Below are 13,258 nucleotides of genomic sequence, written 5' to 3' on the forward strand. Positions count from 1 at the left end.
TGAGCTCCGCACCTTTAGCCGATTGGCCGCTGGCGAGCAGTTGGCCTGGGGCAATGTGCCCAAATCGGTCAAAAATGGCAATTCCTTGAGCGAATTGCTGGCGACAGGTGTATTGACGAAAGTGAGACGCGGCGCCGGACAAGTACTGATGCCCGCCGACTTGGCTGCGTTGGAACGCTTTCTGGACAATCGTTTCCCTGGACGACACATCGCCACCGCCGGAGACGGTATTGCCAATGTAAAACGCTATCGCGACAGCAAAGGCGGCAAAAAAGAAAGTATTGGCGTGGTGCTGCTGCGCGGCTGGCAGGTGATCTCCGTCAATGGAGAACAGGTAGATTTGGCTTACTTCACGGAGCATTTTTCTAGCTTTTCGGTGGTAAAACCACAGTTGAAAGTGGAAAAATTATGCCTCGTTGAAAACCTTGACACCTTTGTAAAAGCAGAGCGACTATTGGGTAAAGAATGGATTTTCGCACACACCTACGGGCGCCTTGGTCTCAAAACCCTAGCAGGTTTGGATGCCAAAGAAATACTGCATTTCGGCGATTGGGATTTTACCGGACTGGATGAATATTTGCGTTTCCGCGAACAGTTTCCACAAACAAGGCTCTACCTCCCGGAAGATTTAGACACGCTGTGGGCAACCAAATCCAAACCTTTGAAAAAAGGAGCCGTGATCACCAAACGCCTGCAAGATAGTGATGATCCTGATGCACTTCGCATCTTGTCTTTATTGAGTAGAACCAACAAGTTTTTGGAGCAGCAAGCCGTATTTTCAATACAAAAACCAGCGCTATGATCTTGAAAGCAGAACCAAGGACGATCATGCGCTTTATCGAAGACAACTTCGAATCGTTGAGCCAATTGTACCGTATTCAACTGAAAAAAAACCTTATCCCCACCGAAAGTTTCGAGGAGATTACGCGCCACAAGGGAGATATTGTGACGCGACGATTATCGGCCTTCAAAATCCTGCGCCCAGTGGGTGACGACTACCGACTGGCAGAAGAAGTAGGTGCTTATTTGGGTTTCCTGATGCAAGAGTTTAAACCACTGCTGCCGGAACAGTTGCGGCGCTACCATACTTCGATTCAGGATGTTTATGAACTGCTGACCATTCGCCCAGATTTGGAGGACAAAACCCGCAGCTTGCGGCTCGAACACCTCTATAACGAGGTGCAGAGTTTTCTGGACAATGTGACCAACAACACCTACACCCTACTCAAACGGAGCCAGCGACTGAAGGTAAACCGCCAGCAGATGACCTACGCTGAGCGAGTCAAGGAAGCACGCTTGTTGATAGAGCAATACATCGACCCACTCAACCGGATTGTGAACCTCAATGATGCCAACTCCATTGCGTCGTTGCTACAAAACATCGGTCGCGATATCAACCTGGACCGGATGGCCAACTACCCACCCTCCGTTATTGAACGCTACGAGCAGCTGGACAACCTCTTGCGGCAAGTAAACACCCGCCTGCAACGCGAAAGCGATGTCATCCGCCGAGAGCTTACGCCCCTCATTGAGCGAATCAAGCGCGAGAGTGAAGTCCTGGGCGGTTGGCTGGTATTTTTAGAGCGTCCGCTCTTGCTTTCTGTTCCTGATTTCGCGAAACGGAACCCGCAAAACATCTTCGGTGACCAAACGGCTGCCGACCTCAAAATCTACATGGAGCAGTTTCAGCAACAACGGCAGGCTGCCCGTATCAAGTTATCGGACGGGCCTGTGGTGCAGGAAACACCCTTGCTGGATCGCCAACTGTACCGCAAGCGAATGAAAGCAGCCCTACCCATCAGCGACTTTTTCACCTGGTGCTTGAAGGCTATAGCAGACCATCCTGCCAGTCGGCAAGAAAGCGATCTTTTTGAACTAACCAGCCTCCTTTTTAGCGCTGAGGAACAGTACGAGTTGGTGTTTAGCGGCCAGCGGCAGCGCGTGAAACTCAATGAGCAACATTATATCCTACCGCTTTTCCAAGTGACGATAAAACCAGAAGAACAATGACCTATCCACCAGCACATTACGAGATTGTCAAGGCCTTACTCTCCGAGGGGCGTTTCCTGCTGGAGGGCGAAGCCGCTTTTTTGTCTTTGCGGGAAAACAAGGATTTTTACACCAAATTTTTCCACGAATCCTTCCGACTAGACGTGAGTATCACTGCCGACTATGCCCTATTGAAGAGCAGCAAAGACTCGGATAATGTCGCGCGTTCGATCTGTGTCTACCTCGCCATCCTCTGCTATGAATTGGATCATCAAGATGGCAACCTGTTGGAGATTTTGTCTTTCAACACCTTTTCCATCACCGAATGGGAAGACCGTTTTGAGCAATCATCCTACTACAATGTCATGGAAGCTACCGACCGCTTGCGCAATGCCAATCAGCGGCAGAAGTTTTACCAGCTGCTAGCCCGCCGTGGCCTCATCAAGCGTATTGATGACGATCAGTTTCAGTTTACACCAGCGCATAGGTATTTCCTGGAGTACGCGCGGGAGCTGAATATGCGGGAGATGATGGCGCAAAAGGAAGGGTAAAAAACAGCTGGACATGGACAAAAACGATGTTTTAGACGAGGACTTAAATGCAAAAAATGCAAGAATTATCCGTAAAGACCTTTATGTCGTCATTTTATCAGCAATTATTCTAGTGGCTAGTTTTTCATTGAGTGGATACACCTTTTTTTGCGGCCTCCATCCAGTGGATGTATTAATAGTTCTATTAAGTACAGGGGGATTTATTGTAATTCAATACCTACTGAGGAAGCAGCAGCGTATTTTAAGGTGGTTAGTAGCAATAACTTTAGCTGCTGTTGATATTTTCCTTGCGGTTATGTTTTACCATACTATTTGCTAGTAATAGCAATGGGGTTTAAACCCAACGTTCGGCCGGGCTGAAGCCCAGTCCACCCCCATCAAATCTCCTCCCTCTCCCCATCGTGTAAAAGACGGTAGTACTTTCCTCCTTTAATCAGCAGGCCTTCTGATTGTTTATTGGGCCAGTTTTTGTGGTAATCTTTAGGATGACTGACGTCGATACCGATCACCCGGCCAGCGAAGCTACGATTGACTTTAGATTGGATCGTGTGGCCTACGACTACAGCTTTCGCATTGAATTTATCCAGCGGCGCATCCACCTGCTCCTGGGTCAGATCTTCCCGAAAGTAGCCGCGATACCAGCAGACGCCCGTCCGGTTGGAGAGCACTAATTGCTCGGCATTCTTTTCGGTTTTAGGGAAATAAGGCAAGTAGTAATTGGCACGATTGATGGCATTGATCTCAGATAAGCTTACCTCGGTGGTAGCCAAATCGGGGTGCAGGCCACCGTGTACAAAAAGGTGACCATTGATCAGTTCAACCGTATTTTTGCTGGCCATCCAACGGCCCAAAAAGGAATTGGCATCAAGCAAATGATGTATTTGCTTGCCTAATATGGCTGCTACACCAAAGTACTTGGGCGAGGCTGATTCAAACTTGCCCTGCATATTTTTCAGTTCGTGGTTGCCTATTATATAGTGTACCTTGCCACCTTGCTTTGTGGCCTCCTGTTCCAGTTTATAAATAAACCAAAGCACTTGGGTTGTAGAATAGCCCCGGTCGACAAAGTCTCCAACCAAAACCAGGTGCCCTTTGCCAAATATCCAGTTTAAACCGGCATCAATTACTTGTTGTTGGATCAGAAAATCACGGAACGTTTTGTAACCACTCTCTATATCAGAAATCGCCACGATGGGTTGCTCGTCCTCGAAGATAGTAGGTGGTATTTCGTGTTTCGTGTTGATGACCATCTCAAAACTGCTGCTATCCAGCGGAAATGGACACGCAAGTGAAAAGGAAGAGTCCGCTGGGTAAAGCTGTTGATCGACATAAAACCCATCGTCTTTATTTCCTTTTATGTAATGGACCGTCAGTGTCGTATCATTTTCATAAAAGAGGTAAGGCCCCTCCCCATCCAAGTTTTTCATCAACGGATTATCGCCGTAATGGACCGCGCCATTTTCTTTAAGGAGGATAACCACCCCGATGGCGAGTAATACCAAAATCGTGAGTCCAATATGCTTGAGATAGCGTAAGATTTGTTTTTTCATCGTGCTTTTAATGTTGAATTAATAGCCTCAAGGTAAAGGTAGAATTAGCGGTGCGACTAACAACAGGGACCAACAATCACCCAACAGTGACGCAATTATCAACACGGGTGACGAAGTGACTTCCTACCACTTTTACGCACATTCGGCTATCGTTGCCGGTCGTTCATCAAATAGTTTGTGAGGGTGATTTTATCCGGCTACATTTGAGTATGACAACGACAACCGTAAACAAAAATCGGCCCTTACTTGGGCTAGGGCTCGCCTTTCTACTCCTCGTCAGTGCGCTAATGCTAACAGAGTTTGACATAGCATCCGGGGCGCTCTTTGCTATTGCTGCCATCGGCACAGTGCTCTACTTACCCCTTATTTGGTTAATCAACAAGCGAAAAAAAAGGACAATTACCCCCTCATGGTGGCACAAAGAAATTCGGGTAACCATCCTTGTACTTGGTGTCCTGTGCTTGATCGCCGCCATTGAATCCTGTTTCCACTCCATCGTTTTTGTGATCATTTTTGCAGAGTTGCTTTTCTTGCTATCTGTATTTGGATACGCGTATTTTTTCCCACAAACCAATACAACATACGGCACCGTGGAGAGCGAAAAATCACGGTTTTCTCCCTGGATGTACTGGCTGTTCATTGTCGGCAATGGCCTTTTGCTGATCATTGGAGAAGACTACTTTAGTGATCACGACCAGTTCGGCGTTGCCATCCTATTGTATTTCTGTTCGCTGTTTTTTCTGTTTACGCGTTGGGTATTTAAGCAGATAAGCTTCCTGCTTAATTTAAGAACTGAAAAGAACAAAACCGAGTTACAACATTTGCAAAGTCAGATCAACCCCCACTTCTTTTTCAACATCCTCAACAACCTCTACGGTCTCGTAGACAAGGATTCAAAAAAGGCGCAGCAGCTCATTTTAAAGCTGTCGGACATGATGCGCTACAGTATTTATGATGGCCAAAAAGAAACCGTCTCGCTGGCTGAAGAAGTCGACTACATCAGAAATTACCTTGACCTCCATCAGATGCGTTACCACAAGAAAATCGACTTGGATTTTGTAACAGAAATAGAAGACGATCAACTCCAACTCATGCCACTCCTGTTTATCATCCTGGTGGAGAATGCCTTTAAACATGGCGTAGAACACCTTCGCGCAGATGCCTACGTACACCTCACGCTCAAAGCCACCGCCAATAGTGTGTCTTTACGTGTAGAAAACAACTTTGATGACGAAGAAGTAAGCACCCAACCGGGCCTGGGCCTTAGCAACCTTAAAAGAAGGTTGGAGCTCGTTTATCCAAAAAAGCATAACTTATCCACCATAAAAACAGGCACCACCTTTACTGCGCAGCTAAGTATTGACCAATTATGATCAAGTACCTCATTGTCGATGACGAACACATTGCCCACGATATCATCAAGGGCTATTGTGATTTGTTGCCTCATTTGGAACTTGTCAAAAATTGCTACGATGCGGTCGAAGCCCTCGAATGCCTCCGGCAACAACCTGTTGACCTCATCTTTCTCGACCTCAATATGCCCAAGCTGAAGGGGTTCGAATTCTTGCGTACTTTGCCCGTTCGCCCCAAGGTCATTGTTACCACCGCCTATCGGGAATACGCCCTCGAAGGCTTCGAGCTCAACGTCGTCGACTACTTACTAAAGCCTTTTAGCTTTGAACGTTTTCTCAAAGCATTGAACAAGGTGGTCAATACTACACCGACTGCTTCCCCTACCCTGGCATCGGAAACCACTGTGGAAAACAGCGTCTTTTTGCGCAGCAATAAAAAATACTTACAAGTTACGCTCAGCGACATTCTCTACCTGGAAGCTTCAGGTAACTATACCAAAATCATTACCACAGAAAACACTATCTCCGTCCGTCAGAAAATATCGGAATTGCTGGCCACCCTCCAATTTGACCAACTCGTTCAGGTACACAAATCGTTTGCGGTCGCTAAAAACAGGATCAATAGTATTGAAGGAAACCGCATATTCATCCAGGAATTTGTGATCCCCATTGGGAAGATTTACAAATTGAATGTGGACAGGATGTTGGAATAAGGAACCAAATATCGTGCTTCCGCATAAATTCTTATTCTAGTTTATTTGGGGCCATGCCAGTAGTGGCCTTGCGGAGCAAACGCCACTACTGGCACCGGGCTGTTCGCTCTCATGCAATGCTGCGCATCGCATACCGCTGCCATCCCTTGTCCTGCTCTCCCGAAAAATCGGGATGCGCCGGGCTCCAGGTTCCACCTTGCGCCGATTTTTGCGCCAATCGTACCAGTGCGATCATGCGATCAACACCCCAGTCGTACTATTGCGATCATACGATTACGCTAGGCTCCTGCCCATCCCTTGTCCTGTTCGTTCCTGCGTTCGGGCTCCAGGCTACGCCTTACGCCCCTATTTTTTTTGCCCCAAACGACCAGTTCGATCTACGGTTGGGTCCTTAAAAAACACGAATAAAATCATGAAACCTATCTGTGTATGTGTATTTGTTGTTTTTTCAAAAATTGAACTTAAAATCATATCCGGGCATAGCCAACCCGATTATCAAAGTTGCTATCCCAATTATTATCGTAATTACTCCTATCACCTTACAACACACTCCTATTCTACCAATTATCTCCTTAACTTTGGTTTCATCGAATTCTTCACTTATAGGCTTTCTTACTATCATGGTAATGAAAGACTCTAAATGATTTGATAATATTTCTCCAATGCTATAGAACATTACTCCATATAGAACCGAAGACAAAAACGAAAAAAACATTAAAAAGCCCATCTTAGGTTAATTTAGGTTTACACAATTTTCTTTCTTCATTATACTGACTTAAATTCATTGCTTGCGTTAAAAATATCGTGCATGTTAGCTTCCGAACTAACATGTGATATCCCGTTGGTCTCCCGACCAGCAGCTAGGGGCTTGATAGAACGCCGATTTTTGCGCCAATCGTACCAGTGCGATCATACGATCAACACCCCTGTGTTTGTCTTGACCTCGGCTAGGAGACGTGTTTCTACTTCATCACCTTATCCAACACATTCACGCCCGTCATAGCCGTAGCTGTGAGTACACCTGAAAAGAGAGCACCCCCTACCCCAGCAGTCACGATATCTTGCCCCGTAAGGTAGAAATTCTTAATAGGCGTTCGAGGCTGAAGGAAACGTTGCCGAAAACGCTGCGGACTGTGGTCCAAACCATAAATTTCTCCTTTATCGTAGTTGACAAAGTGCTGCGTCGTTAGCGGTGTCGACAATTCGTAACAGTCTATTTTGCCTTCCACCTGTGGCATTTGCTTGTACAATACCGCCAATAGGCGCTGCGCAATACGCTCCTTGAAGGCCTCGTAATCTTCTCCCCTTTTCATCCAGCGGCTGCCTTCCCAATTGGCAAAAGCCTCGTAAGGGACCAGCGTGATAATATCAATGGTACTTCTCCCCGGATAGCGGCGATCCCAATCGGGGTCTTTGGCCGAGGGGAACGAAACATACACCACCGGGAAGGGCTGATCCATATCTTCCAAATAGCGATCCACACAAGCATCATGATCAAGATCGCCAGGGTAGATCCAAAGATTGGTCTTGGGCAACTGTAATTCCTCCGGACTGCCGTGCAATCCGATATACAAGCAAGCATGAGCTACCGAACGCTCTACCTTCTGCAAAGGTTTCAGCAATTGGTGATCAGCCACCACGGCAGCGGGCAAGAGCTTCTGATAAGTTGTCATCACCCCCGCGCCGCTGACGATATTTTCGGCCGTGAATACCTTCCCATCGGCCATGCGAACACCCGTGGCGGTGTTGCCTTCTACCACAATTTCCGCTACCTCGGCACTGATAAGGATGGTTCCGCCAGCGGCTTCAATGACAGGGTCGACAGTATCCACTATTCGCGACGAACCTCCCACCGGAAAGCTCCCACCACCAAAGTAATGCCTTGCCACCGAGGCGTGCATCACAAAACTACTCCTCTTCGGCGGCAAACCATAGTCACCATATTGCCCACTGAGCACGCGAATTAGTTCTTCGTTATCCGTAAGCGAACGCAAAACCTCATAGGTCGTCTGATCCGAAAACTTCAAAAAAGGCCGCCGCATAAACGGCCCCGACAGCTTGCTTAGCAGCGGCGACATCGCCTTGTCCATATAAAACCAGCGACTGGTCTTGTTGGCTTCAAACACCAGGTCGACGTATTTTTCAATGGCTGCTGCTTCCCCTGGAAAATAGGCAGAAAGTTGGGCAATAAAGTTTTTCACGCCCTTTACCAAGTCATAATGCCGGTCGCCCAGAATGATACGGTCGTATACCTCCCCCATATCCGCCCATTGCAATTGGCCGTTGCTGATGTAATCAAACAAACGCTTAATCACACTATTAGGCCGCTGTACCTCTCCGATGTAGTGAATCCCCACATCCCACTCGTAGCCCTTGCGCTTGAATACGTGTGTAAACCCACCGGGCGTGTAATGCCGCTCCAAAACCAGTACTTTTTGACCTTCTTTTGCCAAAATAGCAGCCGTCGTCAAGCTCCCCATTCCTGAACCGATAAGAATGGTATCGTAGTGGTCGGCAAGTTCATGGCGCTTTTTATAGGATTGGATCATGAGAAGCGGTTGTTGGTTAGATGGTTGTTGGTTCGATAGTTGGAAGTAATCTGGGCTTTAGCCCGGACGTCTAACACACAAATTTCAAAAGATTGTGCTACAAATCAATGGCTTTTATAGTTATTAGTGGTTCCTCCTCATTTATAGCGGGCATCATCCACTAGCCCTAAAACACAAAGAACCTTAAGTTAACGAACTAATAAACCATTAATTTAAAAACTGTTGGTCCGAAGACCAACGTGATATTTCCAGGTTAGTCTGGAAACTAACCTGCGCGATCTGGGGTGTGATTTTCATGGTTCCTTTTGATTTATCGCGAGTAGCCCCGTCACACAGGCTTTAGAACACTGTGCGACAGGGCGGAATGTATTACTATTGAAAATAGAAATTCTATGTGTCTATTGTGGTAAAAAACACCCCCTCTACTCTTTCAGCACCTTGCAAGACTGCAACAACCGTCCAGTTGCTTGTTCATGCATGGTCACCAAATAGATACCACTAGGCAACCCCGACAAATCAAAAGAAAGTTCCTCAGAAGAGGCCTGCTTTACTGCCAATTCCCGGCCGGTTAAATCTTTGAGGGATACGGTCACCGAGGTAGGGTTTCCACCAATAGTTACCCGCACCTGATCTTTGGCAGGATTGGGATAAACAGACAGCAAAGGTGATTCTTCCAGGGTTATTGTTGATGTTGGTTGCTCGTCTTTGTAGACGCGTACCCAATCGACCTCCACAGTGTGAGGATAGAGACTGTTATCAGGTGTACCCCCCCAGGCACCACCTACCGCGTGGTTGAGGATGATAAAGAAAGGTTGATCAAAAGGCCACTGGCCCTCACTATCGCCAATAGAGGATTTTCTGACCTTCATGTAAACCTCTCCATCTACGCTGAAGCTCATCTCCTCCGTATCCCACACCAGGCCGTAGGTATGAAAGCCGGTGTCGTAATCATCAATTTGGTAAGTCCCCGTAATTTGGGTACCAATGGTGTGATTATAAGCCTGGGTGTGAATAGCCGCACCTAGATGGTCAAAATCCTGGCCGTGCTCCATGATGTCGATCTCACCACAACGTGGCCAGCCGATACCTGCATCGAAGATATTTTCGCCCAGCATCCAGAATGCCGGCCAAGTACCACGACCGCGAGGGAGTTTCATACTGGCTTCGATCTTACCATACTGAAAAGTGATTTTCCCCAGGGTCTCGATCTTACCCGAGGTATAGTTGCGGGTGGAGGGAGAACTCATAGCCGGCCCCTGCCCCGTATAGGTTTCCTGACGAGCAATGAGTTTTAAGGTTCCGTCAGATACGACAATGTTTTCTGGCCGTGGCGTATAAAACTGCAGCTCTCCATTGTCGGGATTACCATGATGGACTTTTGACCAGTAGGTTTCATCAACTGCGTTACCGTTGAATTCGTCGGCCCAGTCCAGCACCCAATTGGGTTCATAGACTTCTTCTTCCGAAAGGACGAAAAAATCAAGGTTACAGACGCCTATTTCTCCCCGGCCAACGAGGTAGAGGTCGTGGGTACCCGTCACCGCTTCGATACCTGTCAGTTGTGCTTCAAAAGTTGCCCAATCCAAGGTATTCTGCGGATAAAAGGTGCCGATTAAAGGACCATTGAGGTTATCCAATCGGATTTCTACGCTTCCACCGTTGTTGCCTTTCGCTGTTTGAAAGGTGATGTTATTGTAGCCGCCATCAAAATTGATTGCTGCATATCGTAGCCAATCGCCATCATCAAAATAGCCGATGTTGGTGCCGCCGTTTTCCAGTTCAATGCCTTGCATGGCATCATAGTCTTCAGCTTCTACCTGTACGGGCGTAGCGCCGAGTGCTACTGGTAAAAGGAATACCAGTAGCACGAAAAATTGATAATTGTTTTTCATTTGAAAGTTTACTTAAAGATTGTTGCACTTGATAAATCAAAAATTAGCACTCAAAGAAAGGATAAAATTCCTTCCGGGAGCAGAAATACCTGCACTGTAAGGTCGGTAACGCTGATCGGTCAGATTCTCCATTCCTGCGCTGATCGTAAATATAGTTGACAGATCGTACAATGCCTTAACATTTAAGGTATACCATGCTGGGGAATAGTTATTTCCATTGATATCCTTGGCGTATATTTCGTCCTTGCCTTGCTCCTCTTTGGCCAAATCTTCAAATTTGCGTTCCCCTTGGTAGTTGGCATAAAACTGCAAGTTCAACTTCTTTGCTTTGTAAATCAAGCGGCTTACGCCAAACAAAGGGGCAGCATGGCGGGAAGCACTGGTGGTTCCATCATCCAATTCTTCTTCCCCAACCTGATAGTTTATGGATGATGAAAAACTGAAACCTGCGGGTAGCTCCCACTCCAAGCCTGCTTGAATACCATACACTTTGGTCGTTCCGGCATTCTGAATGGCCTGTACCTGGCTAAGTGTTCCATCATACAAAATACTATCCTCACCGTTGAGTTGAAAATTCCTACGCACCAAGGTATTCTGCAAGATGGTATAATAACCAGTGAGGTCGATCTTGACAACTTCATGAAATACTTTGGCTATTCCTACATCTAAATTGGAAGCATATTCGGCTTCGAGATTAGGATTCGGGATGGTTACTGCACCTGGCTCAGAATCGAAAATCTTTCCCAAATCATCCACGTTTGGTGAACGGAAGGCTGTTCCGATATTAGCACTAATTACGTAGCCTTTTAAAGCGCGATAAACAGCACCAATACTGCCGGTCAAAGCCCCCTCGTTCATCTCAGCCCTTGAAAACGGAAAAGGATAGAAATCCAGATTATTTGTGAAGTCCGCATTAATAGCATATTGGTTATATCGAAAGCCTAGCTGCACGGTGAGGTCTTCTCTAAATCGGAATTCATCATTTACATAAATAGCCGCAGAATTCCAGTCAGACACTGGATATCGCGACGGCCCTTGCTGAGCTTCACCACTGGTGATATTCGTTATAATACCTTTCGACTTGATGTTATTCAAAACATACTCGGCCCCATAAAAGAGGGTATGCTTACGCCCCCAAGTCTTCGTGAAATCGAGGTTAATCGAATAGGCTTCGACGTTTTCGATTTGCGTATTGCGATCATTTTGGTTTAAAGACCGGTCAATACGGCTTTCTTCAAAAGACTGTTGTGCCAAACGTAGGGTCATTTTGTCATAGACCGCATTTCTCCCTTCGTGAGCAACGTTCACATTGTTCATCATCCACTTTTGTGGGCCGTAGTTCCACTCGGCATAGCGGGCTGTCCCATTGCGTACCCGATTGTGGCGATCATACCGACCGTAGGGAGAGGTGGCTGAATAGTGAAACCCAAACTGAAAATCCCAATGTTCATTTGGTTTGAAACGCACCTTCTGCATGATGTTTATTTGTGAATAAGCCGTCGGAATCTGCAAAAGCGGATCGTCCTGAATAACCACGACATCGGTGCTGTCTTGACGCTGTGCAAAATAGTCTTTGAGGTAATCTTCAGGCCCATTGCTCCCCTGCCGCAAGTGGTCGTAATCCCAGGTACTGAAGCTAGTCACCAAGGCCCATTTTTCCCAACCAATATTTACATCAAAATGACCTGTTTTTTCCTTGTTGGCCGAAGCATATCGAGTTAGGGCTTTCCCTGTAACCAGAGGTTTATCACCTCCGAATAATTGAGGCGTAAGCGTCTGAAAACTCATCACCCCACCAATGGCATCACTACCATAAATAACGGAGCCTGGGCCAAAGAGTACTTCGGTATTACTTATCGCAAAAGGATCAAGGCTGATCACATTTTGCAAATTCCCGCCCCTGAAAATGGCCGTATTCATCCGTACACCATCAATGGTGTATAAAAGGCGGTTGGTGGCAAAGCCCCGAATCATTGGGCTACCACCACCCTGCTGACTTTTCTGAATATATACTTTTCCAGAAATCCCCAGCAAATCTGCTGCGGTTTGTGGATTCTGGAGCGCAACATCTTTGGGAGAGATCGAAATGATCTTCATCGGCACATTACCTGATGACTGTTGCCAGCGCGTAGCAGAAACCACAATCTCTTCTAAGTTCAGGTTAGACAGTTCCAAGGCTATTTTAAAACCCACCAACTCAAGATCAGCATAGCTTTTAGTTAACACTTTATAGCCAAGCATCCTGATCTCAATCTTATCGGCATCCTTAAAACTGGAGACATCTGCTTGTCCATTCACATCAGTCACCGCATACGCTTCGGGGTTTGTACTCAAGAGCGTTACAAACTCCAGCGGTTTATTCGATGCTTGATCTTTAATGGTTATTGTTTGGGCATGCGACCAAAGGACACCCCCCAGCAAGAACCATAGTGATAAATATTTTTTCATAATGACCATATAAGACTTGTTTTCTGACGACAGAAATAGCCCGAAAACAATTATAATTAATAATACAGGCATAGCCCATCACCTCATTGAGGTGATAGACAACCAATCGAAAAGATAAATGTGAATGAGATGCTATTGTAGCCAGGTGTAACCTCTCCCAGGTCGAATTAATGCGTACATCCTTATTCCGCGCCTGTTAGTTTGGAGACTACGA

11 protein-coding genes are annotated in these 13,258 nt (G+C 46.5%); 7 read left to right on the forward strand and 4 right to left on the reverse strand.

Going from position 1 to position 13,258, the window contains the following annotated elements:
* The 4 genes from ACRBG0_RS02805 to ACRBG0_RS02820 all read left to right on the forward strand — a co-directional run.
* On the forward strand, positions 1–802 hold an 802-nt coding region (locus ACRBG0_RS02805), incomplete at its 5' end, for a Wadjet anti-phage system protein JetD domain-containing protein (RefSeq protein WP_431485409.1).
* Positions 799–2,010, forward strand: coding sequence for a hypothetical protein (locus tag ACRBG0_RS02810; RefSeq protein ID WP_431485410.1), 1,212 nt, complete (start codon positions 799–801; stop codon positions 2,008–2,010). The genes ACRBG0_RS02805 and ACRBG0_RS02810, both read left to right, overlap by 4 nt.
* Positions 2,007–2,540 (forward strand): condensin complex protein MksE, encoded by a 534-nt coding sequence (locus ACRBG0_RS02815; RefSeq protein ID WP_431485411.1) that lies wholly within the window; start codon positions 2,007–2,009, stop codon positions 2,538–2,540. The genes ACRBG0_RS02810 and ACRBG0_RS02815 overlap by 4 nt, the downstream gene beginning before the upstream one ends.
* A 13-nt stretch (positions 2,541–2,553) precedes the next feature.
* The gene (locus tag ACRBG0_RS02820) at positions 2,554–2,859 is read left to right on the forward strand and encodes a hypothetical protein (protein ID WP_431485412.1); all 306 of its coding nucleotides are present in this window, start codon (positions 2,554–2,556) and stop codon (positions 2,857–2,859) included.
* A gap of 58 nt (positions 2,860–2,917) precedes the next feature.
* Here ACRBG0_RS02820 and ACRBG0_RS02825 read toward each other — a convergent pair whose 3' ends face one another.
* Positions 2,918–4,090 carry a metallophosphoesterase gene (locus tag ACRBG0_RS02825; protein ID WP_431485413.1) on the reverse strand — a complete coding sequence of 391 codons (1,173 nt, stop codon included), beginning with the start codon at positions 4,088–4,090 and terminating at the stop codon, positions 2,918–2,920.
* Between the two features lie 209 nt (positions 4,091–4,299).
* Between ACRBG0_RS02825 and ACRBG0_RS02830 the strand changes: the two genes are divergently transcribed.
* The 3 genes from ACRBG0_RS02830 (at position 4,300) to ACRBG0_RS02840 (ending at position 6,795) form a co-directional block, all read left to right on the forward strand.
* Positions 4,300–5,463, forward strand: coding sequence for a sensor histidine kinase (locus ACRBG0_RS02830; protein ID WP_431485414.1), 1,164 nt, complete (start codon positions 4,300–4,302; stop codon positions 5,461–5,463).
* Positions 5,460–6,155: a LytR/AlgR family response regulator transcription factor gene (locus tag ACRBG0_RS02835; RefSeq protein WP_431485415.1), complete on the forward strand. Its 696-nt coding sequence runs from the start codon at positions 5,460–5,462 to the stop codon at positions 6,153–6,155. The genes ACRBG0_RS02830 and ACRBG0_RS02835 overlap by 4 nt, the downstream gene beginning before the upstream one ends.
* Before the next feature lie 412 nt (positions 6,156–6,567).
* A complete protein-coding gene (locus ACRBG0_RS02840) occupies positions 6,568–6,795 on the forward strand; it encodes a hypothetical protein (RefSeq protein ID WP_431485416.1) in 228 nt (75 codons plus the stop codon).
* 322 nt (positions 6,796–7,117) lie between these two features.
* Here ACRBG0_RS02840 and ACRBG0_RS02845 read toward each other — a convergent pair whose 3' ends face one another.
* From ACRBG0_RS02845 to ACRBG0_RS02855, 3 genes are all read right to left on the reverse strand, one after another.
* A complete protein-coding gene (locus tag ACRBG0_RS02845) occupies positions 7,118–8,704 on the reverse strand; it encodes a phytoene desaturase family protein (RefSeq protein ID WP_431485417.1) in 1,587 nt (528 codons plus the stop codon).
* A gap of 422 nt (positions 8,705–9,126) precedes the next feature.
* Positions 9,127–10,596: a carbohydrate-binding protein gene (locus ACRBG0_RS02850; protein ID WP_431485418.1), complete on the reverse strand. Its 1,470-nt coding sequence runs from the start codon at positions 10,594–10,596 to the stop codon at positions 9,127–9,129.
* A gap of 36 nt (positions 10,597–10,632) precedes the next feature.
* A complete protein-coding gene (locus ACRBG0_RS02855) occupies positions 10,633–13,044 on the reverse strand; it encodes a TonB-dependent receptor (protein WP_431485419.1) in 2,412 nt (803 codons plus the stop codon).
* Positions 13,045–13,258: the final 214 nt, after the last annotated feature.

Origin of the sequence: Lewinella sp. (genome assembly GCF_050633125.1) — a bacterium.
Classification (GTDB): Bacteria; Bacteroidota; Bacteroidia; order Chitinophagales; family Saprospiraceae; genus Lewinella.

What these genes read in the sequence shown, in the direction of transcription:
- ACRBG0_RS02810 (WP_431485410.1), top strand. Translation starts at nt 799, where the DNA reads ATGATCTTGAAAGCAGAACCAAGGACGATCATGCGCTTTATCGAAGAC.
- ACRBG0_RS02815 (WP_431485411.1), top strand. Translation starts at nt 2,007, where the DNA reads ATGACCTATCCACCAGCACATTACGAGATTGTCAAGGCCTTACTCTCC.
- ACRBG0_RS02820 (WP_431485412.1), top strand. Translation starts at nt 2,554, where the DNA reads ATGGACAAAAACGATGTTTTAGACGAGGACTTAAATGCAAAAAATGCA.
- ACRBG0_RS02825 (WP_431485413.1), bottom strand. Translation starts at nt 4,090, where the DNA reads ATGAAAAAACAAATCTTACGCTATCTCAAGCATATTGGACTCACGATT.
- ACRBG0_RS02830 (WP_431485414.1), top strand. Translation starts at nt 4,300, where the DNA reads ATGACAACGACAACCGTAAACAAAAATCGGCCCTTACTTGGGCTAGGG.
- ACRBG0_RS02835 (WP_431485415.1), top strand. Translation starts at nt 5,460, where the DNA reads ATGATCAAGTACCTCATTGTCGATGACGAACACATTGCCCACGATATC.
- ACRBG0_RS02840 (WP_431485416.1), top strand. Translation starts at nt 6,568, where the DNA reads ATGAAACCTATCTGTGTATGTGTATTTGTTGTTTTTTCAAAAATTGAA.
- ACRBG0_RS02845 (WP_431485417.1), bottom strand. Translation starts at nt 8,704, where the DNA reads ATGATCCAATCCTATAAAAAGCGCCATGAACTTGCCGACCACTACGAT.
- ACRBG0_RS02850 (WP_431485418.1), bottom strand. Translation starts at nt 10,596, where the DNA reads ATGAAAAACAATTATCAATTTTTCGTGCTACTGGTATTCCTTTTACCA.
- ACRBG0_RS02855 (WP_431485419.1), bottom strand. Translation starts at nt 13,044, where the DNA reads ATGAAAAAATATTTATCACTATGGTTCTTGCTGGGGGGTGTCCTTTGG.